This is a genomic window from Pseudomonas sp. ESBL9 (genome assembly GCF_036668715.1).
GTDB classification, from domain to species: domain Bacteria; phylum Pseudomonadota; class Gammaproteobacteria; order Pseudomonadales; family Pseudomonadaceae; genus Aquipseudomonas; species Aquipseudomonas lundensis.
Genome location: NZ_JAZEVV010000001.1, coordinates 1,389,740 through 1,415,567, shown reverse-complemented (window position 1 = coordinate 1,415,567; position 25,828 = coordinate 1,389,740). Strand labels below are relative to the sequence as shown.

The window sequence follows — 25,828 nt, the reverse complement described above, 5'->3', positions numbered from 1 at the left end:
TTGACGCCCTTCGATACTACGCCCGCTGAATGAGTGGACGCCGATTCACGGCGTACCGAACAGGGCGGTCCAGTAAATCCCCGCATCACTTTTCGGATCGACCGCATAGGCCGCGCCCAGCGCCTGAAACTGCGGATTCATCACGTTTGCGCAATGCCCGGGGCTGGCCAGCCAGCCATCGACCACCTTGTTCGGCGTGTCTTGCCCGGCGGCAATAGTTTCCCCGATCAATTGCGCGCTATAGCCCGCCAGTTCTGCACGGTCCCCAGGCGTTTTGCCATCGCGGTTCATGTGATCAAAATAATTGGTATTGGCCATGTCACGTGTGTGGCTTTCAGCGGCGATGGCCAGTGTGGCGTCCCAGGTCAACGGGGCGGCTGCGGCAAACGCCTGCGTGCCGCATTGGCGCGGTTGGGCGCGGGCGGTATTGATCAGCGCCAGTACCTTCTGGCCCTCGGTTTGCCAATCCCCCAGGCGACCGGTCAACAAGGGCCGTGCCAGCACGATGCGCCACTCACGCTGGTTGCGGCTGACACCGATGTCCACGAATTGCGGGTCGAGAACCACCTTGCAGAAGCTCTCTTGAACGGCTTGCATCGCGGCCTGCGCATCACGCGGGCCTGACAGGCTAATGGCCTGCACATTGACCAGCGGATACGCATTGCTGGCCAGCGCTTGCTGCAGGTCGCCAAAGTTGCCGGAAGGCAAGATCAGGCGCGCATCAGCGGTCAGTGGCGGCAGTTCCTGGGAGACCTGCCCCGCGCACTTGTGAGGCTGGCTGCGATAGGTATTGATCGACTCGACGAGTTGCGACTCTTCGCTGGCCACGGCCGAGCAAGCCACGAGCCAGGCGCAGGTGAAAGCGGCCAGGCGGGTGAAGGTGACGGGAACGCGCATGCAGGTTTCCTCTGAACGGACTGCGCACATGATGCGTTATTTCACCCCCCGTTTGGCAACGGCCTGTCAGCGCGTGCGTTCGGCCACGAAGGCGCGTGCCTTGGCGGTGAGCTGGTCGATTTGACGGTCACGCTTTTTTTCGGCGTCGATCATGGCTTTTTTGCCGTGACGGTTGAGCAGGTAGGTGTGAATCTGCCGCACTTCGGTGGTGCTGTAGACCGCCGACACATCCAGCACGGCCATCAGCCCGTCGGTGCCGTGGTCGCGGGTGTTCATCACCACCTGCGGGCCGCGAGCGCCTATGACCTGAAAGCCCAGTGCTTCAAATGGCGCCACGTTGCGCACGCTGCAGGTGAGTTCGGTGTGGGGGTAGCGGCGGGTGACTTCCTGCACCATCGCCCGGGTGACGTCCGGGGTATTGGCGGCCATGTAGGCGATACCGCAGGCCTGGGGGTCGTCCTTCACGGGCAGATACAGGACAAACCCGGTCACGCTGTCCGGCGCCTGCTCGTCCGTGGCGACGATCAGTTCAACGGCAATCCCTTTGGTGCCGTCCAGCGCCTCCAGATACAAATGCACTTCGAAGCCGATGGCGTACTGATAGATGTTGTAGAGCAGGTTGCTGGGCGTGATTTCCATCATGCTCAGCTCGGTGAGCTGGTCCACCACCCGTTGCAAAATCTGGCTGCTGATGGGTTCGCTGATCGGTGTATCAAAATGAGTAAGAAGCGTCATGGGCCTTTTCTGCAGGTCTGTGCGTGAGGGTAGGTCGGGGGCCGGCGGCTCAGCGCTGGCTCAGCCAGTAGTCATGCAAAGCGCGGGCGGCGGGGGCCAGTTCGCTAACCTGGTGCTGATGCGCGGCGACGTCCAGATCGGCCGGCAGTTCAAAGTTGTCCTGTTCAGCGCAGTCAGAAATAGCACTCAGCAACCCCGCCTGAATGGCTGGCAAGGGTGTCCAGTGGGCAATGGCGACACCGCGCAGGTACCCGAAACACCATTCTTCTGCCAGTGTCACGGTTAGACCCTGATGCTCGGTCTGTTCGAAGCGCGGCAAAAATCCCTGACTGTCGTGCGCCAGTTGGCGAGCCAGCGTGTTGAGGTGCCGCACGCACAGGTCAATGAATTGTCGGGCCTCTTCCGGGGTTTCCCACTCAGGGTTTTGCCCCCCCCAAATCGCCGGGAACCACTCGGCAATGTCCACCGGCGCCGGGCCAGAAACCAGTGCCGTGAAGTAGCCGTCGAGTTCGCTCGGGTTGAGGACAGAATGGTCGTCGCCGTATTTCAGCAGCGTGTCTTCAAGCGAGGTGAAGTCGGCAGCGTTCAAAGGTTGGGTGTTCATGGACGGTTTCCTGTAGCGGGCGCTTTGGGTTGCGCGCTGAAAAAAACGCGCAGAATCTCGTTTGACGCGGTGTTTGACCCGTGCGCGGGCTCAATGAATCAATCGACTTTAACGATCGACGCCAATTCGTAGTATTTAAATTTGGCTTTGGCCAGGGCTTTTTTGGCTTCTTGCTCGGCATCAAACCGGCTCAGGGATTTTGAGTCATGAATGAACTGGGTCACTTCGCCGTCGTATTCCTTGCTGACGTTCATGGTGACGCGCAACACGGGGCCTCTGCGCTTCACGGGAGCCCGGTGCGCGGCCTTGACGGGGGCGGGTGCGACGGGTGGCAGTTCAGGTTCAGGCTGGGGGGCCGGGGCGGGAGTGGGTGTATCAAGGCCGAGCGCTCTGCGCATTTCGTCCTCGGTGAATCCGGTGCTCATGGTGTGACTCTATTGATGTGAAACACGGGCTTATATTTCAGGCCTCTGGTCAAGGCAAGCGAATTCTTCCGGGAATGCCTAAAAACCGGATATTGGACATAAGGTATCGCACAGCGATTCAGGTATCGCGCAACAGGTCGTGACCGTCGAGCAGGCGATAGGCTATTTCCGGGCGCTTCTCCAAGGCTCGCCGTATGGCGGCGGGGATCGCCTGACGGGTTTTGCGGCACAGGCCCGGCTGATCGGCCAGGCGGATGGCAATCCCGCGCATGGTGCGCACTTCATTGAAGCCGGGCTCAATGTCGAGCCGGATGCCCAGTTGTTCGTGCATGCGCCGTTGCAAATGGTGCAACTCGTCGAGGTCATGAATGTCTTCCAGCCGTTGCAGCAGCTCTTTTTCCGCCTGACGGGTCAATTTGAAAATCCGCAGGTCGGCGTCGTCCCTGGCCAGCAATGCGTCACGCTCGCAGATGCACACGCCGGGCGGGCAAGCAGGTCGGATCGGTACGGAGGGGGTCATGGGCCAGGGTCTGTTCCCGTTTTATAGCCGTCGCGACGAAAACCCACGGGATGCAGGGCAAGGCGCGAGAAGCGTGGTGTGATTGTTCCCAACCAGCGTCGAGTACCGCCGCTCTGCGCCACGTGGGCTTTCATCCCTTCGGAGCGCGTGCCACAGGTAGCCAGGCTGCGTTGCAGTGCTTGAAAAGAGCATAGACAGATTGCCCGGGGTTTGCCGCCATGCCCGCCGCGCAGTGCTCAAGCGACTTGCAGACGGCGCATCACCAGGGCGATCAGTTCCTGGATCATGGGCTGGAACGCTTTGGCGGTGCAGGTTTGGCCCAGCATCACGGTGCGGGTCGTCAGGTGCGAGAACAAGGCATCGAACAGGATCGCGGGCACTTCGCTGGTTGACGCATCGGTGGCGATCGCTCCGCGCTGGCGCTGCTCCTGAAGCAGGTTGGCGATCAATTGGTGCCAGAATTTGGGACCGTGCTCGTACCAGGTTTGCCCCACTTGCGGGACATGGGCCGAGCCGTTGACCACCAGGCGGTAGAAGCTGACATGGCGAGGGCTGGTGACCACCGCCACCAGCTGTTCGAGGATCATTTCCAGACCGCGGGCCAACTCGACACCCGAGGTGTCGAGTTGCTTGAGGTCAATGATGAAGTCTTCACACAGGTACTCGACCACGGCCACCAAGAGCGCTTGCTTGCTGCCGAAGTAGCGGTAAATCGTGGCTTTGGAGCCGCCTGCCGCGGCGACGATGGCGTCCATGCTGAGGCCATCGTAGCCCTGTTGCAAAAACAGTTCGCTTGCCGTGATCAGCAGGTTGCGCCGTCGGTCCTCACTCCGGGTCGGGGTTGAAGTCGGGGAACGGTGCAACTGCGGCATGGGAACTACTCTTTTTCGGGAAGCGCGTACGCTATCACGTAATCCCCGCGATCTGGAGACTGACGCGCGCCACCTGCGACGATCACCACATATTGACGCCCGGTTTCAGGCGAACGATAGGTCATCGGCGTGGCCTGACCCCCGACCGGCAAGCGACCCTTCCACAGCTCTTTGCCGGTGGCCATGTCCAGGGCCCGCAGGTAGTAATCCTGTGTCCCCGCATAGAACACGATCCCCGAGCCGGTCACGGCACCGCCGCCCAAGGTCGGCATGCCCAGCGGAATCAGCAGCTTGGCGCGCACGCCATTGATCACGGCGTCTTCCACTGTCCCGGCCGGACGCTCCCAGACCTGTTTGCGCGTCTTCAGGTCCACCGCGGCAAAGACTCCCCACGGCGGGCTCTGGCAGGGAATACCCAGGGGCGAGTTAAAGCTTTTGTGGTCAATCACGAACGGCGTGCCGTCCATCGGGTAGGTGCTGCCCACGCCATGTCCGGACTTGAGGTGGGACAGGTCGACGTTGTCACGCGGCACCAGTTTGACCACCTGCGGGATGCGGATGTCGTTGACGAACAGGTAGCCGCTTTTCTCGTCAATGGCCGCGCCGCCCCAGTTAAAGCCACCGTAGTAGCCAGGGTAGATCAACGTGTCTTCGGTGCTCGGCGCGGTGAACTCACCGTGGTAGTTGAGCTTCTTGAAGTCGATACGGCACATCAACTGATCGAAGAACGTCGCGCCCCACATGTCTTTCTCGGTCAGTGGTTGTGCGCCGAAGGTGGGCATGCCGACCGAGTAGGGCTGGGTTTTCGCCACCCAGTCGCCCGCCGCATGCGCCTGTGGCACCGGTTTCTCGATGACATCGGCGATCGGCAGGCCGGTGCGGCGGTCGAGCATGAAGATTTGCCCGCGCTTGGTCAGTTGGATCAGCGCCGGGATCTTGCCGCCTTTGCCGTCCGGCACGTCATACAGGGCTGGCTGGGACGCTACGTCATAGTCCCAGATGTCGTGATGCGCGGTCTGGAACGTCCAGCGTTCGCGGCCGGTGGCCATGTCCAGCGCAACCACGGCAGACGAGTATTTCTCGGTGAGTTCCGGACGGGCGCCACCCCAGAAATCCGGTTGCTGGTTACCCGTGGGCAGGTACACCAGACCCAATTCGTCGTCGAAGGCCGGGCTGGACCACATGTTCGGCGTGCTGCGGGTGTAGGTTTGACCTTCAGGCGGCAGTTTGGTGATGGCCGGGTTGCCCAGGTCCCAGGCCCAGACCAGTTCACCGGTGTCGGCACTGAAGGCGCGCACCACGCCCGACGGCTCATCGGTCGAGCGCCCGTCAAAGACCCAGCCGCCGAGGATAATCAGGTTGCGCGACACCGTAGGTGCTGAGGTGTAGGCGTAATAGGGGACGTTTTCCATGACCTTGCCCAAGCCCTGGGTCAGGTCCACGGCGCCTTTATCACCAAAGTCCTCGCAGGGTTTACCGGTTTGGGCATCGATTTCCAGCAGCCGTGCGTCCATGGTCACTTGCACAATGCGCCGGGCGCAGACGCCACCTTGCGCAGTGGCAGCGGGCTTGAGGTCGGTAAACACCAACGGGTGCTCAACCTTGGCGGGCTCGTAGTAGCTCACGCCCCGGCAGCGGTTCCAGGTTTTGATGTTGTGCGGCTTGGGGTCGAACATCCAGCGCTGTTCCCCGGAATCGGCATCCAGCGCAATCACCTTGCTGGTCGGTGTGCAGGTATAGACGGTGTTGCCGACCTGGATCGGCGTGTTCTGGTACTCCGACGCGCCTTCGGCGATTTCTCCGGTGCGATAGGTCCACGCGACCTGTAGCTGATCGACGTTGTCTTTGGTGATTTGATCCAGTGCCGAGTAGCGGGTCCCGGCCGGGTTGCTGCCGTAGTGGCTCCAGTCCGCCACCTGCTCTTCAGGGATGTCCGTGCCCGGTTGTGCAACGGGCAGGGGTTTGCCTTCGAGCACGCCGTGCGGGGTGAAGAGGGCATTGGCGCCCACGGCCAGCAGCGCGGCAAACACGGCGCTGCCGGTATAACTGGCGGCGCGCTGGCGACCCTGTGTGAGCCACGGGTGCAGCAGGGATGCCAACAGGCCGATGACCAGGAACGGCGCCAGGCGCGGCACCATCGGCCAGAACGTGAAGCCGACTTCCCACAATGCCCAGGCCACAGTGGCGACCATTACCAGGGCCATGATCCCGGTTGCAGCGGGTTTTCGACGGATATACAGCACGCCCGATCCGAGCATGCCGAGCCCGGCAAGCAGGTAGTACCACGATCCTCCCAGGGTGATCAGTCGCGTCCCTGCAACTGCCAGAAACAGCCCGCTGAGCGCGAGCAAAATACCGAAGATGCCCAGTATCAGGTGTCTTCCTTTAGAGGCAGGGGCCTCTGGTTTAACGTTTTTCATTGCGGTGATCCCGGCAACCGGCAGCCAAGGCCTTGGAAGCGCTGCGGGTTTAGGTTTTAGAATGGTACTGTACAGTACAGTTTTTATTCTGAGCCTGTTTCCGGCACAAATAAAGACAATTTGTCGCAGGGGATGAAATTTAGTGAGCCGGTGACGGCCCGTTCAGAGACAGGTTCATAACGATGGTGCGTTCCTCGCCATGGTACTGGTCGCGCACCTTTTGAAAGCCCAGACCGGCATAGAACGCTTGGGCCGTGACCGAAGACGGGACCTGCACGTCGCTCAGGCATGCAGCCCTCGCCACCGCGATGACCTGCGCCATCAAGGCCTGACCCACGCCGCGTCCTTGCCAGTCGGGGTCTACAAACACACTGCGCACCACTGAGCCATCAAGGCTGGCGGTGCCGATCAGTTGCTGATCGGCACGCGCGACGTACACCTGACGTTGCTGCATGAGGTCAAGGATTGAGGCCGGGGCGAAGTGCTGTTCCACCTGCGCAATGACTTGCGGCGTGTAATCACGGGCGTTGGACACACGCAACGTTCTGATAATCAGCTGGCTGATGGCGGGTGCATCCGCGGGTCGGGCGTGTTCAATCGTGCAGGTCATGGTGCGTCCTTGTCGTCGTGGTTTCAGTCGTCGAACCCTTCAGCCAGAATGCCGGCATACAGCTGCCGGTCAATATTGGCGCCGCTCAAAATCACCGCCACGCGCCGTCCTTGCTGCCGGGGCTGCTCCTGAATCAAACCCGCCAGCGCTGCAGCGCCTGCACCTTCGGCGGTGTTGTGCGTGGTTTCATGATAGACCCGCATGGCGTGGGCAATTTCGCGGTCCGAAACGCGGATCACCCGGGCTGCGCCCTCAGCGATGATGGCCAGTGCGTCGGGCAAGGGCTGACGGCAGGCCAGGCCGTCAGCGAAGGTGTGGGCGGTCTCGGTGCTTACCACACGGCCTTGCTCAACGCTCTGGGCGAAGGCATCGGCATGCTGGGACACGACGCCCACGATCTCGGTCTTGAGGCCCAGCAGGTCGCGGGTGCGAATTAATCCGCAGATACCCGAACCCATGCCCACCGGCACATACACCGTGTGCAAATCGCTCACGGCTTCAAACAGCTCCAGCGCATAGGTGGCGACCCCGCGGATCAGGTCGGGATGGAACGCGGGCACCAGATGATGACCATGGGCTTGCGCCAGCAGCGCTGCTTCGGCTCGGGCCTCGTCAAAGTCTTTGCCAGACTCGATCACGTGCGCGCCCAATGCCCGCATCGCGGCGTTTTTCTCAGACGAATTACCGACCGGCACCACAATGCTGATCGCCAGCCCCATATGCCGCGCCGCCAGCGCAAGGCTTTGCCCGTGGTTACCGCGCGTGGCGGTCACCAGACCTCGTGTGTCGGGTTCGCGGTGGAGCAAGCCTTGTACATACAGCAAGCCGCCGCGCACTTTGAACGCGCCGGTCGGGGTGTGGTTTTCATGTTTGACCCACACCTGCGCCCCCAGCCGTTCGGCCAATAAAGGCCACGCCAGCTGTGGCGTGGGGGCCAGGGTCTGATGGACGTCGTGGGCGGCGAGACGCAGGCTGTTCAAGTCAAACATGAGGAGCACCGTGATCGAAGGTTTGACTCGATTCTAAGCACAGCACATTGTATGGGCCGATCCTTATATTGCATGGCCAACAATAAATGTGGATGCCCACCCTCAACGACACTCAAGCACCGCGCTATCTGGCGTTGGTCGAAGCGATCACCCGCGCCATTGCCTGTGGCGAGTTGCAGCCCGGTGAGCGCTTGCCGCCCCAGCGCCGTCTGGCCTGGGCGTTGGGCTGGAACCCCAGTACCACCATGCAAGCCTATCGCGAGGCCGCGCGTCGGCATCTGGTGTCAGGCGAAGTGGGGCGCGGCACCTACGTGTTGGCCAGCAGCCAGGAAGCGACGTTGTTCAAGCTGCAACAGGTTGACGATCAGCCCTCGCGCATCGACCTGCGCACCAACCTGCCTGCTATCGACCTGCACACCGAGCGCGACGCCCAGGCGCTGAGCTGGTTGCTCGACACCCGTCAGGCCAGTCGCCTGCAACACTACGTGAGTGCGGCCGACCTGTTGCAGGCCAGGGCGCAAGGGGTTGCCTGGTTGCGCGGGCGGGGGCTGGAACTGCCCGTCGATCACCTGATGTTGTGTACCGGCGCGCAGCAGGGATTGTTCACGGTGCTGTTGTCACTGTGCCAGGCAGGCGAACCGGTATTGGTTGAAGCCCTGACCGCACCCGGTATCAAGGCCGCCTGTGCGCAGCTACGTTTGCCGCTGCACGGGGTCGCACTGGACGAAGAGGGCATCGTGCCAGACGACTTTGACCGCATGATCCGCGCCACGGGGGCGCGGATCGCGGTGCTCACACCGACCTTGCAAAACCCGACATCGGCCGTCATGGGGGTGGAGCGCAAGCAGGCCATTGCGCAGATTGCCCGGCGCCACGGTGTGTACGTGATTGAAGATGATGTGTACGGCGCCCTGACCGACAGCCCGCCGCTGTGCCAGTTCTTGCCGGAGCTGGGCGTGCTGATTACCAGTCTGTCCAAAACGGTCGGCGCAGGCTTGCGGCTGGGCTGGATCGCCGCCCGCCCGCAGGTACTGGCGCGCATCGACCCGCATGCCCAGGCCGCGCACTGGGGGCTTTCGCCGGTGACGCTGGCCATTGCCTGTCACTGGATCGGTGAAGGCATTGCCCATCAGCGTGTCGATTGGCAAACCCGTGAGGTAGAGCGCCGCTGGCGGCTGGCAAAAAACCTGATGGGCCGCGGGATGTACCAGACCCGCTTCGCCTCGCCGCACATCTGGCTACACGCCCCGGTCGAGGCCGAACCGTTGGTGCAGACGTTTCGCGCGGCAGGCATCGAGGTGGTGCCTTCACAGGTGTTTGCGGTTAAATCAGCGCCCTTGAACGCCGTGCGAATCAGCCTGACCGCCGCCCCCAGCATTCAGCAACTGAGCCTGGCGCTGCAGCGTTTGCCCCCTGACATCCCGTATATGAGAACCCCATGCGCAGAGAAATAGGCTATTGGCACCGCGAAGGTCGCGAGCTGTTTTATTACCTGGAATTCAAGCCCGAGACCGCCGAGTTTTACCTGACGTGTGAACACACCCCCAGCGAAGGCGAGGGCAGCGTACGCTCGGTGTTGCTCTGCGAAGCACGGGGCGAACGCTATTACGAAGATGCACTGCTGATCATCAAGGAAGAGCTGTTCAAGCAGTACACGGTGTAAGACCGCTATTGGATGGGCGCCGCACCCGCGCGATTCATGCAGCGTTGACGCCGCTCATCCACCCGTTGGGCAAACCAGGCGGTGGTCAAATTGCGGGTGATCTTTGGACTTTTGAGTGTGATGCCTGGCAGCACGGCACGCGGCAGCGGCTTGCCTTGTTGGCGATCTGCCAGCGCGAACACCTTGCGGTAGAGGTCGGTCTCATCGAAGGCCAGGCTTTCGCCTTTTTCCAACTGACGCCGAATAGCGTTGTCATTCATGTCCAGTGACTTGCCCAGTGCCCGTACGGCACGTTCGGTAGACCCTATGGCGTAGGAACCGGGAATCGTCAGGTCGCCATCCAGTGCCAGCGGGATGCCCGACACCTGGCTCACGGCATTCTGAAAAGCGGCATTGCGGCTGGCATACCAGCCTGCATTGAAGTCAGCGAAGCGGTACAGCGACTGTGGGTAATCCGCCGGGTAGCCCAGCAAATGGGCGATGCCGAAATACATGCCCCCGCGTCGGGTAAACACTTCTTGGCGGATTGAATGCGCCACCGGGTACGGGTATTGCTTCGCGCGCTGCTCGGCAAAGGCGATGCTCACTTGCATCGGGCCGCCCGTGTGGACCGGGTTGAGGCTGCCAAACAGCGTGCTGCCCAAGGGCACCATGCCGATAAAGTCATCGAAAATGGCGCTTAACTGGCCCTCGGTGCGGGCCGCGTCGAGACGCTGGTTGTAGGTTTTGCCGGTGGGCGAGGTGATGTTCAACGCGCTGCGTACCAAAAACTCCGGAATATGCAGCTTGCCGGCGCGACGGTTGATTTCGGTGCGGGCAATCTTCGCCAACCCCGGCACGGGCGGGTCGGCCCGAAAGGTGGACTCCTGCTCGGTGACCGCCAGTACCGAGCATAAATGCTCATCGGAAGGGGACAGATCCTGCGCGACAAAGGCGACCTGAATATCGGCGGCCCAGCCCTGACGGTCGGCAACCGTGGACGGCAACAGTTGCACGATCCGCGCCCGGGTTTGCTCAGGCGTCAGTACCGGGCCACTGCGGGTGTCCCGGCTGCTGCAACCACTGAGCACGGCCAAGGACACACACGTAAAAACAAGCAGGCTGAAACGGTTCACTGACAGGCAACTCCCGGAAAATCATCAAAGTCCACTGGCGCGCGTCAATCGTCTCGCGTCAGCACTTGCAGCAGTTCGATCTCAAAGGTGAGGTCAGAGTTCGACGTGATGTGAGCGCCCATGCTTCTTTCACCATAGGCCAGATGCGCCGGCACCTGCAGCTTGCGTTTGCCACCGACCTGCATCCCCATCAGGCCGATATCCCAACCCTTGATCACCCGGCCAGTGCCGATCACGCATTGGAACGGCTTGCCGCGTTCGTGGGAAGAATCAAACACCGTGCCGTCTTCCAGCCAGCCGGTGTAGTGCGTGGTAATCAGCGCGCCTTTGACGGCGGTCTTGCCGTCGCCGATGAGCAGGTCAGTGATGAGCAGTTCGGGGGTCATTGGAGGTTCTCATGCTGTGTTCGGGACGGTGTTTTTTCTAAAAAGCCAGTCAAATACACAATAAGTAACAAATTTGCGAAGGGGGCTGGAGTGCGGCGTAAGGGCGCTGTTTTTCTCAGGGTTACCGGTGTTTGGCAATCTTTTTCTTGAAAGAAAAGGCTGGAAAGCACGTGGAATATGGAACCGGATAATGAGGATTATTGTCCTTTGCGCTTTACTCTCATTTGAGAGTGATTATTATTGCGGCCCTTGCAGTGCCATGGCGCGCAATCGTTGCAGGGTCCTTCGGAGCCTCGCGGAGGCGCATCACGTCGTGCGCCTGCTGAGCACACTCCATTGTTAAGGGATCAACTGGACATGTCGTCTCGATTCAAACGCAGTCAGATTTCGCTCGCTTTCATTGCTGCACTGGCCTCACCGACGTTGCTGGCCGATGCGCTGGAACGCGAGCGTGACGAGGTTCCCGTCCAAGGGACGGACCTGCCGGTCGACGGCACCCTGCAAGCGCTGGAACTTGAAGAAACCCGCGTTCTGGGCACCGCCGCGCAAGAGCTGAAGCAGGCACCGGGGGTATCGATCATCACCGCCGAAGACATCAAGAAACGCCCACCGGCCAACGACTTGTCAGAGATCATGCGGCGCGAACCAGGGGTCAACCTGACCGGCAACAGCACCAGCGGCAGCCGTGGCAACAACCGCCAGATCGACCTGCGTGGCATGGGCCCTGAGAACACCTTGATCCTGATCGACGGCAAGCCCTCGGCCTCACGCAATGCCGTGCGGTATGGCTGGAGCGGCGACCGCGACACCCGGGGAGAAACCAACTGGGTGCCCGCCGAAGAAGTCGAACGCATCGAAATCCTGCGCGGCCCGGCCGCCGCACGTTATGGCTCGGGGGCCATGGGCGGGGTGGTGAACATCATCACCAAGCGCCCGACCGACACACTCAAAGGTTCGTTGACCGCCTACTACCTGGCGCCGGAAGACGACGCCGAAGGCATCAGCAAACGCACCAACTTCAACCTCAGCGGCCCGATCACTGACGACCTGGTGTTTCGCGTCTACGGCGGTGCGAACAAAACCGACGCTGACGATGCGGGCATCAATACCGCCGCGCAGGCATCACCGGACAGCGTTGTGGCAGGTCGCGAAGGCGTGCGCAACAAAGACATCAACGGCTTGCTCAGCTGGCAGTTCACCCCGGAACAATCGCTGGACCTTGAAGCCAGTTACAGCCGCCAGGGCAACATCTTTGCCGGCGACACCATGCTCAACAGCGGCGGCGATTTCGTAAACAGCCTGACCGGCAAGGAAACCAGCGTTCTGCAACGCAGCACCTTCTCGGCGACCCACAATGGTTCGTTCGACTGGGGCTCGACCAAAGCGTCGCTGAGCCACGACCTGACCCGCAACGCCCGCCTGAACGAAGGCCTGGCCGGTTACGGCGAAGGGGCCCCGTCTGAAAGCGCGGGCCGCTTCGAATCGCGCTTGCGCAACACCCGCGCCACCGGCGAAGTCAACCTGCCGCTGAGCGCATTCACCGAGCAAGTGCTGACACTGGGCGGCGAGTACTTATACGAATCCCTGAATGACCCGGGTTCGTTGCGCCCTCAAAGCTGGGACCCGGGTTCGGACGGTACACCGGGCATTGAGGGGCAGGACCGCACGCAAACCAAGTCCACGGCCAACAGTTACGCGTTTTATGTGGAAGACAACATCGAGGCAGGTGCCAAAACCATCATCACGCCGGGGGTGCGTTTCGATCATCACAACGAGTTTGGTGGCAACTGGAGCCCGAGCCTGAACGCATCGCATCAAATCACCGATGAGTTGAGCGTCAAGGGCGGCATCGCCCGGGCCTACAAAACCCCGAACCTTTACCAGTCCAACCCCAACTACCTGCTGTACAGCCGCGGCGCGGGTTGCAGCTCGGTTGAAGTGAACATCGGCGGTTGCTACCTGGTCGGTAACCCGGACCTCAAGCCCGAAATCAGCGTCAACAAAGAGATTGGTCTGGCGTTTGATAAAGGCACCTGGCGTACCAGCGGTACGTATTTCCGCAACGACTATCAGAACAAGATCAACGCCAGTAACGAAGCTGCCTACCGCTTGCCCAACGGCCGACGTGTTTACCAATGGGATAACAGCGGTAAAGCCATCGTGCAGGGGATCGAAGGCAACCTGTTCGTGACCCTGCGTGACGATCTGGACTGGAACACCAACCTGACCTACATGATCGAGAGCAAAGACAAGGAAACCGGCGATCCGTTGAGCATCATCCCCAAGTACACGGTCAACACGACCCTGGACTGGTACGCCACCGAGAAACTGTCGTTCCAGGTCAGCGGGACTTACTACGGCAAGCAAGAAGCGCCAAAACGTAATAACCGGGCCAACGAAGAACTCGACAAGTCGGTGCAGCAATCCGTCGATCCCTACGGTCTGGTGGGCCTGAGCGGCGGGTATGAGTTCAACAAAAACCTCAGCGTGCGACTCGGCATCAACAACCTGTTCGACAAGCAGCTGTACCGCAAAGGCAACTCGGACGAAGCGGGCGCACAAACTTATAACGAAGCGGGCCGCGCCTACTTCGCTTCGGTGACCACCTCGTTCTGATGACCTGACTGACCGTGCATTGCCCTACGGGCAATGCCGCTCTTTATAGGCGCGACACCCGTCTCGACGGGCGCCGCGCCGTTGTTGCATCTGGCACTGGCAAAACCGTGGCTGGCGCTGAATGAAGGATTGAACGCTATGAAATTCGCATCAACGGCCTGGGTGCCGATTCTGTCTCGAACACTGGCGGCCTGGGTGGGCGGTTATGCTTTCACCTATGCCTTTACCGCGGCCCTAGCGCGTCTGTTACCGCTGGACAACGTGGACGCCCTGATCGTCGCCAGTCTGCTGTCTTTTGTGATCTACACCTTCGCCATCCTCTGGGCCTTTGCTGCCCGCCATCAATGGTCGGCGTGGATGGGGGCGGTGCTGGCGCTGCCTTTGGCGGCCATCGGTTTTTGGCCGCAGTGGATGGAGCGACTGACATGAAACAGACCTTGACCCAATCGATGGCGTGGTTGCACACCTGGGGCGGCCTGATCGTCGGCTGGCTGTTGTTCGTGATTTTCCTGACCGGCAGCCTCGCGGTGTTCGATCAGGAAATCGACAACTGGATGCAACCCGAACTGCCTGCCCATCACGTGAGCGACGAACAGGCCGCCGAGCGTGCGCTGGACTATTTGCGTGAACACAAAGCCGATGCCAAACAGTGGGGCATCAGCCTGCCCGGCGAGCGCACTCCAGCCTTGCAAGCCTCCACCGGCGGGCGCCGCGACGGGGTGTCAGTGACCCTCGACCCGAACACGGGTGAGGTCATACCCGTGCGCGACACCGCAGGCGGCATGTTCTTTTTCTTCTTTCATTTCACCTTGCACATGCCTGGCATGTTTGGCATTTACCTGGTGGGTGCCATGGCCATGGGCATGCTCGCGGCGTTGGTCAGCGGCATCGTGATCCACAAAAAGTTCTTCAAGGAATTCTTCACCTTCCGCCCCGCCAAAGGGCAGCGCTCATGGCTGGATGCGCACAATGCCAGCGCCGTGTTGCTGCTGCCGTTTCACTTGATGATTACCTACAGCGGGCTGGCGATATTCCTGGTGATTTACATGCCAGCGGCCATGAACGCGTTGTTCGACGGCAATCGTGAGGCGTTTTTCAAGGCGCAGAATCCGGCGCCCGCGGCCGTTGCAGTGCAGCGTCCGGGCACCGTAGAACCCGCTCCATTGATAGCGCTGGGGCCGCTCTTGAAGCAGGCGCGCGAGGTCATGGGGCCGCTAGGCGGGGTGAGTATTTCCAACCCCGGTCAGCGCAACGCCGAGATCATGATCCGACCGTTGCTGGGCAACCGGATTGCACTGGCCAAAGGGCAGGGCATGCGTTTTGACGGCGTCACCGGCGAGCAACTGTCCGGGCCCACCGAGATGCGCCCCAGTGTGTTGACCCACCGGGTTATTTCCGGGATGCATTTCGCCCAGTTCGGCGGCTATCCGATGCGCTGGTTGTACTTCATCTGCGGGTTGATCAGCAGTGCCATGATCGCCAGCGGCCTGGTGCTCTTTACCGTCAAGCGTCGACGCAAATACGCCAGTGAAAGCCGGGTGGCCCAAGTGCTTTACCGCGGGGTCGAAGCACTCAACGTGACCGTCATGGCGGGCTTGAGCCTGGCGTGCATCAGCCTGCTGTGGGCCAATCGCCTGCTGCCGGTGGACATGGCCGCCCGCGCGGCGGGTGAACTGAATGTGTTCTTTGGCGTCTGGGCCCTGAGCCTGGGGCATGCCTTATTCCGCCCGCGCATGCAGGCTTGGCGCGAGCAATTGGGTCTGGCGGGCACGATGTGCCTGACGTTGCCATTGTTGAGTCTGCTTACCGTCAACTCGCCGTGGGCATTGCCCAGTCGTCTGGGGGTTGAAGGGGTGGCCATGGTGATTGGGGCGTTGTTGCTCTGGACAGGCTGGAAAATCGCGCAACCGGCGGTCGAGCGGGCGCCACGCAAAAAGCCCGCATCCATGGCCGAGGTGAACTGAGATGGTGGCTCACTTTTTTGCGGGCTTCGCGCTGGCGTATATCGGCATGCTCGGCTTGTGTCAGGGATTGGAGCGCCATTACAAACAGGTGTGGCAAACAGTCCCGTCTGCACATCTGCGGCGGCTGCTACGCGGGGCGGGTTGGTTTAGCCTGGCCCTGAGCTTTTACTTCTGTGGGCGTGCCTGGGGCTGGGCGATGGGCCCCATCGGCTGGTTCGGCATGCTGTCACTGAGCGGATTTGGCTTATTGATGCTATTGCCTTATCGACCGCGTCTGGCGGTGTGGCTGGCGTTTGTATGTGTCCCGCTGTGGGTGCTGATTCGGGTACTGGCGTAAGTCTCATTAACTCCCCCACAGCCCTGTGAGGGAGTTAATACAAAAGGCGAGGCCGAGATAAGATCAATCGGCTGTAGTATTAATCGGTTGTTCGTCAGGACTTATTCTGTAACAGAGGGGATTCTGTTTTTTTCTGAGTGCATATTTCCATTTTCAATTTAATAAGAAAGTAACTACACGTGTCTCCGTTATTTCTAGCTGCTCAAGCGAGTAACGCTACTTGACGGAGTGCGGTTGCGTTCTGCTTTTAAAATGAGGTTTGTAGGGCGGCAATTTATAGCTGTTATTTGTGCCCTAGACTGGTTTTCAGCCCTCCTGGTATTTAGCGACTTCACGGCGCTTAACGTTCATTGGGGGGTTGCACCAATACCCTAAACCTCTAGGAAAGCGCAGGAATTAGAATGGACGCAGAGTTTGAGCAGGAGTTTAATAACCCCGCCTGGACTGCCCCCGGCACCGTAGACATCTCCAGCCTATGCTTTGAGCATAGGAGGAAGTCTATGAGCACCCAACGATTTACCCCGGAATTCAAGGCAGAAGCCGTCAGGCAAGTCATCGAGCGCGGATATTCTGTTGCAGATATTGAATCGGTATGCGTGCAGCGGACCTCAAGCACCGGTGGATGCGTGGGGGAAAATCATAGTTTCCCAGTTTTATGAACATGACGAGCTGGATAATATTCTTACCCTGACAACGCACTTTATTGGCGGTGAAAATATCACCACGTTTCACTACGATTATGTTGACCGTACGCAGTTAAGTTCGGTGACGCACAGCCATCCAGACTACAGCCCACAACGCATTCAATTTGAATACGATGCCGATGGTAATCAACGGACTGACGAGCGGGGTCGCGTATTTATCTATGATGAGCTGGGGTGTTTATATGGGGTTGCAGTCGACGGCGCATCCGACTCCTCCATGCTGGTTGAATATCGCTATACGCCCTCGGATACATTGCAAAGCAGCACATCGGCAGAAGGGGTGACCAAGGCGTTTTTTTATCATGACGGTTCTTTGATTAATGAGCTTGAAGGGGAACACCGTCGCAGTTACATCCGTTATGGGGCTCACGCGCTGGCCCAAAAAAACGATACCGAATGTGTGTTGCTGAGTACTGACAGTCAAGGCAGCGTGATCCAGGCCACTTCCAGGAAAGGGCAAGCGCGTGTTGCCTATACGCCGTATGGCGGTCGGCCCCTTGATGATGGCATGAGTTCATTGTTGGGTTTTAACGGTGAATTACCCGATCCGTATACCGGGTGCTATTTACTGGGTAATGGGTACCGTGCTTATAACCCGCTGCTCATGCGCTTTCACTCCCCGGACAGTTTGAGTGTGTTTGACGGGGGCGGGCTCAACCCTTATGCGTATTGTTTGGGAGATCCGATTAATTACCGTGACCCAACGGGGCATATCACCGCTTACCAAGGCGTGAGAATGGGGGTAGCGATTGGTTTGTCAGTCGCGACCTTAGCGTTGACTGTCTTTACATTTGGCGCGGCTGCCCCCACTGTCGCGCTTTCATTAACGTCCATTATCAGCCTGGTCTATGACGTCGTTTCAACGGCGATCTCGATCACGTCGGCTGTGCTGGACGAGTTGGCGCCTGATTCCACAGTGACCCAAGTGTTCGCCTACGCAAGTGTTGCGTTTGGAATGGTTTCAGGGGGCAATTGGGCCTTCGGTAAACTCGCTAACAAAGGTCTCAGTAAAGCGCTGGAAAAAACGATTAACCGTGTCGCAAACGCGGCCGCTGCACAATCAACCAGGTCGGGAGCCAAAGTCCCAACGGCGTTAAGGCCGATGTCAAATGCCAGTTCATTACTGCGCGCCAATGGAGGTGCTAAAAACCTGAGAAAACTTCATGCGCGACTTCAAACTGTTTCCAACGTTAAAGATGATATTGATTACATTCGATATGGCTTCACAGCCGTGAAGTCAGGCCATAAACACTACGATAAAGCCGTGGAAATCTGGAACAGTGATGATTTTCAGTCCGGCTTGAGTTATCTGAATAATTGGCAATCAGGGCTGGAAACTATTTTTCCTCGGGGCTGCTCAGCAGAAGCAGACCAAAAACTACCGCTAGATAGTTTTTTAGACGGTGTAGAGAGTCGGGTCATGCACATCAGAAATGGCTGATGCGCCCCGCTCATTTCAGTTGAGAGGGGCGCAAGATGCCTGATCATTAAAGAGTGAGTGTGGACAACGGCCCGTTATTTCGCTGTGGCGTGCGAGCGAATGGCGGGCTTGACCCAGCGCTGCGCCAGCCAGTCCAGGCTGCTGCACAGCACGAAGTAGACCAAGGCGATAAACAGGAAAATCTCAGTCGGGTGGACCATCACCCGATTGCTGACCTGAGTGGCCACAAATGACAGTTCCCCCACGCCGATCACATACGCCAACGAGGTGTCCTTGATCAGCGAGATCCATTGGTTAAGAAAGGACGGCAGCATCATCGGCAGGGCTTGCGGCAAGATAATCAAGCGCAGCACCTGCCAACTGCTCAGGCCCAGCGCCTTGCCCGCCGCCCATTGTCCGGGCGGCAAACTGCTGATACCGGCATGCACCGAATGCGCCAGATAGGCGCCGCCGATCAACGACAGCGCACACACCACGGTCGCCAGCGCAGGCACGTCCACCTTGAACAGGACGGGCAGCAGAAAGTAGCTCCAGAAAATCAGCATTACCACGGGAATGGCACGCAGAAACCCCAGTACGGCCAGTAACACCCAGCGGCCCCACCCGCGCATCATCACCAGCGCGACCCCGAGCAACAGCCCCAACAGTGCGGAAATCACACCGGACAACACACTCAACACCAACGTGAGTGCGGCGCCGCCCAGCGGCCCGTCGGGATAAGCCCCGAGCAGGAAATACGACAGGTTGTCGCCAATCACTGAAAAATCCATGGCTCAGACCACTCCCTGCTTGTACCACTTGCTGCGGGCCATCCATTGGCCAATCACTTCGATCAGCGCAATGCTGGCCACATACAAGAGGGTGGCGAAGCCGAAGGCCTGAAACGTCTTGAAGGTTTCGGTTTCAACCTGACGTGACGCGTAGGACAACTCGGCCAATCCGATGGCCATGGTCAGCGACGAGTTTTTCAAGGCGTTCATGTATTGCCCCAGCAACGGGCCCAGTGCGGTGCGAATCGCTTGTGGAAATACGATGTAACGCCACACCTGCGCGGTGGTGAACCCGAGCGCAAGCCCGGCGGCCCGTTGCTCGATGCGCACCGAGCTGACCCCGGCGCGAAACTCTTCACAGATAAAGGCCGCGGTGTAGAGCATCAATCCCCAGAACCCGGCAATGAATTCAAACGATGGCCATTGCAGCTCAAAGAAGCCTAACGACAGGCTGCGTGGCTGGTTAAGCCACATCACCCACCCTTCGGGCAGCATCGCAGTGACGCCGAAGTACCAGAAAAACAGTTGCACCAGCAGAGGCGTGTTGCGAAACAGTGAAAGATAGGCGCGGGCAGGCCACGACCACAGACGCGAAGACGACAAGCGTGCCAGGCACAGCAAAAAACCGAGGCCCGTGGCGAACAGACAAGTGAGCAGTGACAGGATCAGCGTGAGCACAAAGCCATCCAGCAGCCAGTGCAGGTAGTGCGGGGCAAGCAGTTCACCGAACATAAACAGCGTCCATCCAGAAACAAACAAACCCGTCCGGTTGACCGTGACGGGTTGAACGATGATGCAGGGGGGAGGGCTTAGCGCTTGTCACCAATCTTGTAGAGACGGGCCAGCGGGGTTTTCGTGTTCGGGCCAAACCAGGCGTCGTAGATGGTTTGCGCCTGACCTTTGCTTTCCAGCTCGACCAGCGTTTGGTTGACCACCTCGGTCAGCGCCGTTTCGCCTTTGGGAATGCCCACCCCGATCAAGTCGTTGGAAATGGTGAACGGCGGCACTTCGTACTTGTCCTTGTCCGGCACATTGGCCAGCAAGCCGATCAGTTTCGGCCCATCTTGGGTGATGGCTTGTACGTTGCCGTTGCGCAGGGCGGTGAATGCGAACGGGGTGTCGTCATAGGCAACAACCTTGGCACCCGGGAATTTCTTGCGCAGCACGCCTTCATTGACCGTGCCCTTGTCGACCCCCACGCGCCATTTGTTCAACTCTTCAGGGGAGGTGAGTGTGCCTTTTTTGACGATGAATTGCTGACCGGACGAGAAATACGGAATGCTGAAATTCACCTGCTCGGCCCGCTCCGGGGTGATGGTGAAGTTGGCCAGCACCAGATCCACCTTGTTGGCCACCAGCAGCGGTACGCGGTTGGCCGGGTTGGTTGGCTGAAGCTGCAATTTCACGCCCAATTTGTCAGCGATGGCCTTGGCGTAATCCACGTCCAGGCCTTCAATCTGCTTGCTCTTGGCATCCACAAATCCGAACGGCGGGTTGCTGTCGAACGACGCCACGCGCAGCACACCGGATTTTTTGATGTCGTCCAGACGATCGGCGTGGGCCAAGCCTGACAAAACAGCCAGGGTCAATGCGGTGAGGGCAGTGATTTTCTTCATTTCGTTCTCATCATGAGTTGGAATCGTTATGACGAGAGTCTTGCAGGAAATTTAGCTTTTAAAAAAGAATATAAAACGATTTGGATATTCTATTTAGGAATATGCATGGTTTTAGAGTTGACCTTCAGGCGCGAGCCTCAAGGTCAAAAGCGGCTGCGCAAAGACTGTCCAACCCCACGCAGATCCCGGTCCAGAAACACCAGGGTCAAGTGGGCGTGCTTGAAGCCCTCATTGCTGGGCACGTGCGCCATCCATCCACCGACACTGATGCTGCCTGACAGTTACCGGGGCTGAGCGCTGATCGGGCGTTGGCGGCAGTGCAGGCTCAGCTTTGCGCCGCCGCCGGGGCGGTTGTCCACCTCGAGGCTGAAACCGTGCAGGTTGACGATGGCGGCGACGATAGACAGACCAAGGCCGAACCCGCCGTATTTGTCGTCGCTGCGGTAAAACCGCTGGAACACAGCTTCGCGCTCGGCTTCGGGAATGCCCGGGCCGGTGTCGAGGACGTCAATGCGCACGCAGCCTTCGTCGTTGACGGCGCGCAGTGTCACCTCACCGCCGGGCGGGGTGAATTTGATCGAGTTGCTCAACAGGTTGGCCAGTGCTTCAAACAGCAGCGCGCGGTCCCCGGTCAGGCCCGGCAAGGTGGGCGATGCGTCCAGCAACAGCGTGACTTGGCCTTCTTCGGCCAGCGGCAGGTAAAAGTCATACAGTTCTTGCAGCAGTGGCTGCGGGTCGAGTTGCACAAAGCCCGAGCGGCGTTGGTGGTCTTCGAGCTCGGAAATGCGCAGCAACCCGCGAAAACGCGCCATCAAGGTGTCGGTTTCAGCGATCACTTGATCCATTTGCAGGGCCTCGGGCGACCCTTCCGGCGCTTGCTGCTGGATGCGATACAGTTGCGCGCGCAAACGGGTCAGCGGGGTGCGCAAGTCGTGGGCAATGTTGTCGCACACGCCTTTGACTTCGTGCATCAGCCGCTCGATGCGGTCGAGCATGGCGTTGACGATGGCGGCGAGCATGTCCAGTTCGTCACGCCGATTGGACAGCGGCAAGCGGTAGGTCAAATCCCCCGCGACAATGGCTTCGGCGCTGGCCTGAATCGCCCGGATGCGCTGCAAGGGGCGACGTCGTAGCAGGTGCCAACCCGCGATGCCGGGGATGATGGTCAGCGACAGCCCCCAAAACAGGGCGTGCAAAATGATCCGCGTGACCGCGAACAGCGAACCGTTGTCGCGCACCAGGACCAGCCAGCGGCCGTCGTGGGTTTGCGTGGCCACGGCGTCGCAGCTGTCTTGCGGCAGGTTGGGGTCGTCGGCGTCGACGCAGGTGCTCAGCTCATGGATCTGGCCGTCGAGGGACAGGTCGGCCGGGATGACCTGGATCGGCCCGCTGAGGGAACGGTGTTGCGCGTCGAACAGTCCATACGCATCCACCGTGCGCAAATCAAACGTCAGGCTGGTGGCCAGCGCCTCGTCCAGTTGTTCGCCCTGAAAACGCGAAAACAGATGTTGGCGCTGCATCAAGGAATGCTTGGCCAGATTGCCAAGGTAGTCCGACACCTCGTAATACAGCACCCCCATCAGGATGCAGCTCCAGGCCACGAACAAAAAACTGTACAGCGCCAGCAACCGGCTGCTGGAAGAACGCCAGCCCTTAGAGGGGTTCGGCAATGACATAACCCGAGCCTCGAACGGTGCGAATCAGGGGCACCTGGCCCGGCGGGTCGATCTTTTTGCGCAAACGCCCGATGTGCACGTCGATCAGGTTGGTGCCCGGGTCAAAGTGATAGCCCCAGACCTCTTCAAAAATCATCATCCGCGACAGGATCTGCCCGGTGTTGCGCATCAGGAACTCCAGCAACTTGTACTCGGTGGGCAGCAGGCTCAGCGGGTGCTCGGCGCGGCTGGCTTCACGGGTGATGAGGTTGAGTTCCAGATCGGCCACGCGCAACGAGGTCTCGTATTTGTCGGCCGGGCTTTTGCGCCGCAGCAGGACTTCAACCCGGGCCGCCATTTCGTCGCTGGCGAAGGGTTTGGTCAGGTAGTCGTCGCCCCCGGCCCGCAACCCGCGCACGCGTTCATCGACATCGGAGAGGGCGCTGATCATCAAAATCGGTGTGCTGACGCCGATGGTGCGCAGGGTGGTGACAATCGCCAGCCCGTCCAGTTCGGGGAGCATGCGGTCGAGGGTGATCAAGTCGTAGTCGCCGCTGACGGCGCGTACCAAGCCTTCGCGGCCATTGTCCACCCAGTCGACATCCAGCCCGTGGCTGCTCAATTCAGCCACGATTTCTTTCGCCGTTACGGCATCGTCTTCAATGGTCAAAATGCGGGTCATACCGTCACCTGATAAGCCGTCATGGCGATGGCACATTTTGCCCGCAAAAAGCTGAAACGTTTCTTAATATTTCTTCATGTTCAGCGGGGCGTCAGGCAGGGCGGTTTTTTCCGTCTGCCTGACCCCGTGCAAGGGCTCTAAAGCGGGCGGGTGACGAGCGCCAGTGGCGGGATCGGCTGACGCATCAAGGTCCCCACCACCAGTGCGCCCAGTAACCCCAGCCACCCGGCGACCCATAACACCACGCTGAACCCGTTCACAAAAGCCTGCGTGGCCAGCGCCTGAATCCGGGGTTGGACTGACAGCGGCAACGCGCTCACGGCGCCGTGCAGGTCTCCCGCCACGACCCGTGAGGCGATGGCGTGGGTGTGATCCTTCCATTGCGGGGCATCGGCTGCAAGGCTGGCATTGAGGTGCTGTTCGGTGTGACTGCCGAGCAACGCGCCGAGCACGCCAATGGCCAGCACAATGGCGCTGAAACGCATGGTGGTGCTCATGCCCGAGGCCATGCCGACACGGTCGCGCGGCACGCAGGCCATGATGTTTTTTTGCGTGTCGCCATTCAGTAAACCGGCGCCTGCGCCTGTCACGGCGGTGGTCAGGGCGAAACTCAGATAGCCGCCGTGCTCCACGGCCCAGGCGCTGAGCAGGTTGCCACAGCCCACCAGTGTCAGGCCCGTCGCCATCAGCGTGGCCGGGCTGTAACGGCTGGCCAGGCGGGCACCGATGCGCGGGCCGATCAACATGGTGACAGCAAAGGGCAACATGCCCAGCCCCGCGTGTACGGCGCTGAACCCCAACCCGTTTTGCAGGTAAAACGGCAGCAGGGTCATCATCACCTGTGCGCAACCGGCGTAGGCGAACATGCCGAGCAGGGCGCCGATAAAGCGCGGGTGGCGGAACAGTTGCAGGTCGATCATCGGGCGCTTTTGCCGCGACTCGACCCACACAAACAACCCCAGTAGCAGCACCCCGCCCACGATCCGTGCATAGGTCAGCGGGCTGTTCCAGCCAATGCGGTTGGCTTCGATCAAGCCCCATATCAGGCATAACAGGCTGGCGCTGAACACCAGGCTGCCCCACGGGTCGAGCCGCGCGGATTGCGGGTCCCGGGATTCGGCAATGGCGTGGTTGACCAACGCCATGAGCAGCAGACCCACCGGCAGGTTGAGGTAGAAAATCCAGCGCCAGCCCAGGTATTCGGTGATCAGGCCGCCCAACGTGGGCGCGGCCGTCATGGCCACCCCCATGCACGCGCCCCAAAATGCCCAGGCCCTGGCGCGTTCCGCCTCGTCATGAAACGCGTGGCCGATCGAGGCCAGTGCCGAGGTCAGCAGCAGCGCGGCGCCGACCCCTTTGACGGCGCGGGCGATGTCCAGCAGCAGGGTGGTCGGCGCGGCCCCGCAGCCGATGGACGCGAGGATGAAAATGCACAGGCCCCAAAGCAGGGTCTTTTTGCGGCCATAGCGGTCGGCGATGCTCCCGGCCGGTAACAACAGCGCGGCGAAGGCCAGCATGTAGGCGCTGACCACCCATTCGATGTCGACAAAGTTGGCCCCCAGGTCTTGCGCGATGCTCGGCAGGGTGACGGCCACAATGTTGGTGTCGAGCACGATCAGGGAGCACACCCCGGAAGCGGTCAGCAGGGTCAGGCGCGGGCTGACAGGCTTCATGGTCTGGGCTCCCGAGGCAACCGCAGGATTGCCTGAGAGGCAATGCAGCAGACGAGCGGCTGCGCGAAGTGACTGAGCGGCACGGCAGGTCTTGATTTGACGAACATAGAAGCGGCTCTCTAGTGTGACGGTCGGCACAGGGTAACGCTGTGCCGGGGCGGGTCGGTTAGGCGTCGGCCGAGACTTCATTACCTATGAGCTAATGCATCCATGGACATACGTCATTTCCGCTATTTTCTGGCGGTTGCGCAGCAACGCAATTTCACCCGAGCGGCCGAGGTGCTGGGCATTGCGCCGCCCACCCTGAGTCGGCAAGTGCAGGATCTGGAAGCCGAGCTGGGGGTGCGTCTGTTTGTGCGCGAGCAACGTCAGGTGAGCCTGACCCAGGCCGGCGAGGCGTTATTGCCCGAGGCGCAAGCCACCGTCAGTCAGTTCGAACGGGCCGGGCGCCACGCACAGCGGGCTGGTCGCGGCGAGACCGGGCATATCGAGTTGGGGTATGTCGCGTCGGCAGTCTATTCCGGGGTTTTACAGCGCCAAGTACAGGGCTTTTGCCGCGAATCGGCCGAGGTCAGCATTTCGGTCCGCGAAGCGCCGATGGCGAATTTGCCAACGATGGTGGCTGAAGGCCGCTTCGATATTGGCTACGTGCGCTCGCCCATGGCGTTGCCCGACGGGGTGGAGGCGGTTCGCCTGAATGCGGAAGGTTTTGTCCTGGCGCTGGCGGCAGACGCATGGCTGGCACGTTTAAAGGTCATCAGCCCCGAACATCTGCAAAACGAAACGTTTGTGTTGCCCGAGCAAATCAGCGGGACGTTGCAGGTCGCCCGTCAAGGCGGTTTCGCCCCCAGGCTCGGCCCGCAACCCGGCGGGTTGGTGGCGGTGATCGCGCTGGTGTCGCTGGGGCAGGGGGTGGCGGTGGTGCCTGCCTCGGTGGTCGGGCACATCCACTTGCCCGGCGTGGTCTATCGCCCGATCGAGGGCTGTGAGGTTATGTCGTGGTTGTCGCTGATCCACCGGCGCTTTGAAAAATCGGCTGCGGTGGCGCGTTATATCGAGCATGCCAAGTGTGATTTCCGGCTTCACGAAATGGCTCCTCGCGACTGATCGGAAGGGGGGACGGTGCCAGCTCGT

At 60.2% G+C, this 25,828-nt stretch carries 25 protein-coding genes and 1 pseudogene; 9 read left to right on the top strand and 17 right to left on the bottom strand.

Annotated features, from left to right (window positions below):
- Nucleotides 1–45 precede the first annotated feature (45 nt).
- From V6F78_RS06180 to V6F78_RS06140, 9 genes are all read right to left on the bottom strand, one after another.
- Complete coding sequence (locus tag V6F78_RS06180; RefSeq protein WP_047276364.1) at nt 46–897, bottom strand: CAP domain-containing protein; 852 nt, start codon at nt 895–897, stop codon at nt 46–48.
- A gap of 66 nt (nt 898–963) precedes the next feature.
- Nucleotides 964–1,632: a GNAT family N-acetyltransferase gene (locus tag V6F78_RS06175; RefSeq protein WP_169839509.1), complete on the bottom strand. Its 669-nt coding sequence runs from the start codon at nt 1,630–1,632 to the stop codon at nt 964–966.
- A gap of 49 nt (nt 1,633–1,681) precedes the next feature.
- Complete coding sequence (locus V6F78_RS06170) at nt 1,682–2,236, bottom strand: UPF0149 family protein (RefSeq protein WP_332726831.1); 555 nt, start codon at nt 2,234–2,236, stop codon at nt 1,682–1,684.
- A 98-nt stretch (nt 2,237–2,334) separates the two neighbouring features.
- Entirely contained in the window at nt 2,335–2,661 is a 327-nt protein-coding gene (locus V6F78_RS06165) for a hypothetical protein (RefSeq protein WP_047294376.1), read from the bottom strand.
- A 118-nt stretch (nt 2,662–2,779) separates the two neighbouring features.
- A complete protein-coding gene (locus V6F78_RS06160; protein WP_048375005.1) occupies nt 2,780–3,181 on the bottom strand; it encodes a hypothetical protein in 402 nt (133 codons plus the stop codon).
- Nucleotides 3,182–3,417: 236 nt separating this feature from the next.
- A complete protein-coding gene (locus V6F78_RS06155) occupies nt 3,418–4,053 on the bottom strand; it encodes a TetR/AcrR family transcriptional regulator (protein WP_052893286.1) in 636 nt (211 codons plus the stop codon).
- Nucleotides 4,054–4,058: 5 nt separating this feature from the next.
- Nucleotides 4,059–6,473 carry a membrane-bound PQQ-dependent dehydrogenase, glucose/quinate/shikimate family gene (locus tag V6F78_RS06150; protein ID WP_332726830.1) on the bottom strand — a complete coding sequence of 805 codons (2,415 nt, stop codon included), beginning with the start codon at nt 6,471–6,473 and terminating at the stop codon, nt 4,059–4,061.
- A gap of 139 nt (nt 6,474–6,612) precedes the next feature.
- Nucleotides 6,613–7,083 (bottom strand): GNAT family N-acetyltransferase, encoded by a 471-nt coding sequence (locus V6F78_RS06145; RefSeq protein ID WP_094991136.1) that lies wholly within the window; start codon nt 7,081–7,083, stop codon nt 6,613–6,615.
- A 23-nt stretch (nt 7,084–7,106) separates the two neighbouring features.
- Nucleotides 7,107–8,072 carry a threonine dehydratase gene (locus V6F78_RS06140; RefSeq protein WP_095008854.1) on the bottom strand — a complete coding sequence of 322 codons (966 nt, stop codon included), beginning with the start codon at nt 8,070–8,072 and terminating at the stop codon, nt 7,107–7,109.
- Between the two features lie 86 nt (nt 8,073–8,158).
- On the opposite strand from V6F78_RS06140, the gene V6F78_RS06135 reads away from it, so the two are divergent.
- Both V6F78_RS06135 and V6F78_RS06130 read left to right on the top strand, forming a co-directional pair.
- Nucleotides 8,159–9,526: an aminotransferase-like domain-containing protein gene (locus V6F78_RS06135; protein ID WP_169839514.1), complete on the top strand. Its 1,368-nt coding sequence runs from the start codon at nt 8,159–8,161 to the stop codon at nt 9,524–9,526.
- Nucleotides 9,511–9,735 (top strand): hypothetical protein, encoded by a 225-nt coding sequence (locus V6F78_RS06130; protein ID WP_332726829.1) that lies wholly within the window; start codon nt 9,511–9,513, stop codon nt 9,733–9,735. Before V6F78_RS06135 ends, V6F78_RS06130 begins: the two co-directional genes overlap by 16 nt.
- Nucleotides 9,736–9,740: 5 nt before the next feature.
- On the opposite strand, the gene V6F78_RS06125 is transcribed toward V6F78_RS06130, so the two are convergent.
- Nucleotides 9,741–10,856, bottom strand: coding sequence for a DUF1615 domain-containing protein (locus V6F78_RS06125; RefSeq protein WP_371264294.1), 1,116 nt, complete (start codon nt 10,854–10,856; stop codon nt 9,741–9,743).
- A 38-nt stretch (nt 10,857–10,894) separates the two neighbouring features.
- Nucleotides 10,895–11,236 (bottom strand): FKBP-type peptidyl-prolyl cis-trans isomerase, encoded by a 342-nt coding sequence (locus V6F78_RS06120; protein WP_094991138.1) that lies wholly within the window; start codon nt 11,234–11,236, stop codon nt 10,895–10,897.
- A 357-nt stretch (nt 11,237–11,593) separates the two neighbouring features.
- On the opposite strand from V6F78_RS06120, the gene V6F78_RS06115 reads away from it, so the two are divergent.
- The 6 genes and pseudogenes from V6F78_RS06115 to V6F78_RS06090 all read left to right on the top strand — a co-directional run bounded on the left by V6F78_RS06115 (nt 11,594) and on the right by V6F78_RS06090 (nt 18,298).
- On the top strand, nt 11,594–13,852 hold the full coding sequence (locus V6F78_RS06115; protein WP_094991139.1) for a FepA family TonB-dependent siderophore receptor: 2,259 nt from the start codon (nt 11,594–11,596) through the stop codon (nt 13,850–13,852).
- Nucleotides 13,853–13,990: 138 nt separating this feature from the next.
- The gene (locus V6F78_RS06110; protein ID WP_047275640.1) at nt 13,991–14,281 is read left to right on the top strand and encodes a hypothetical protein; all 291 of its coding nucleotides are present in this window, start codon (nt 13,991–13,993) and stop codon (nt 14,279–14,281) included.
- Entirely contained in the window at nt 14,278–15,816 is a 1,539-nt protein-coding gene (locus V6F78_RS06105) for a PepSY-associated TM helix domain-containing protein (RefSeq protein WP_094991140.1), read from the top strand. Before V6F78_RS06110 ends, V6F78_RS06105 begins: the two co-directional genes overlap by 4 nt.
- A 1-nt stretch (nt 15,817) precedes the next feature.
- Entirely contained in the window at nt 15,818–16,153 is a 336-nt protein-coding gene (locus V6F78_RS06100; protein WP_047294356.1) for a DUF3325 domain-containing protein, read from the top strand.
- A gap of 500 nt (nt 16,154–16,653) precedes the next feature.
- Nucleotides 16,654–16,737, top strand: a pseudogene (locus V6F78_RS06095) (transposase); the annotation flags it as partial.
- Between the two features lie 337 nt (nt 16,738–17,074).
- A complete protein-coding gene (locus tag V6F78_RS06090) occupies nt 17,075–18,298 on the top strand; it encodes an RHS repeat-associated core domain-containing protein (protein ID WP_332726849.1) in 1,224 nt (407 codons plus the stop codon).
- A gap of 74 nt (nt 18,299–18,372) precedes the next feature.
- Here V6F78_RS06090 and V6F78_RS06085 read toward each other — a convergent pair whose 3' ends face one another.
- The 6 genes from V6F78_RS06085 to V6F78_RS06060 all read right to left on the bottom strand — a co-directional run bounded on the left by V6F78_RS06085 (nt 18,373) and on the right by V6F78_RS06060 (nt 24,694).
- A complete protein-coding gene (locus V6F78_RS06085) occupies nt 18,373–19,068 on the bottom strand; it encodes an amino acid ABC transporter permease (RefSeq protein ID WP_095008669.1) in 696 nt (231 codons plus the stop codon).
- A gap of 3 nt (nt 19,069–19,071) precedes the next feature.
- On the bottom strand, nt 19,072–19,800 hold the full coding sequence (locus V6F78_RS06080; RefSeq protein WP_047276392.1) for an amino acid ABC transporter permease: 729 nt from the start codon (nt 19,798–19,800) through the stop codon (nt 19,072–19,074).
- Nucleotides 19,801–19,877: 77 nt separating this feature from the next.
- On the bottom strand, nt 19,878–20,684 hold the full coding sequence (locus V6F78_RS06075) for an ABC transporter substrate-binding protein (RefSeq protein ID WP_047294341.1): 807 nt from the start codon (nt 20,682–20,684) through the stop codon (nt 19,878–19,880).
- A gap of 281 nt (nt 20,685–20,965) precedes the next feature.
- Nucleotides 20,966–22,360: a sensor histidine kinase gene (locus V6F78_RS06070; RefSeq protein WP_332726828.1), complete on the bottom strand. Its 1,395-nt coding sequence runs from the start codon at nt 22,358–22,360 to the stop codon at nt 20,966–20,968.
- Nucleotides 22,338–23,021 carry a response regulator transcription factor gene (locus V6F78_RS06065; protein WP_047276418.1) on the bottom strand — a complete coding sequence of 228 codons (684 nt, stop codon included), beginning with the start codon at nt 23,019–23,021 and terminating at the stop codon, nt 22,338–22,340. The genes V6F78_RS06070 and V6F78_RS06065 overlap by 23 nt, the downstream gene beginning before the upstream one ends.
- A 137-nt stretch (nt 23,022–23,158) precedes the next feature.
- On the bottom strand, nt 23,159–24,694 hold the full coding sequence (locus V6F78_RS06060) for an MFS transporter (RefSeq protein WP_314400762.1): 1,536 nt from the start codon (nt 24,692–24,694) through the stop codon (nt 23,159–23,161).
- A gap of 210 nt (nt 24,695–24,904) precedes the next feature.
- Here V6F78_RS06060 and V6F78_RS06055 point away from each other — a divergent pair, with 210 nt between their 5' ends.
- Nucleotides 24,905–25,801, top strand: coding sequence for a LysR family transcriptional regulator (locus V6F78_RS06055; protein WP_047280800.1), 897 nt, complete (start codon nt 24,905–24,907; stop codon nt 25,799–25,801).
- The last annotated feature ends 27 nt before the right edge of the window (nt 25,802–25,828 follow it).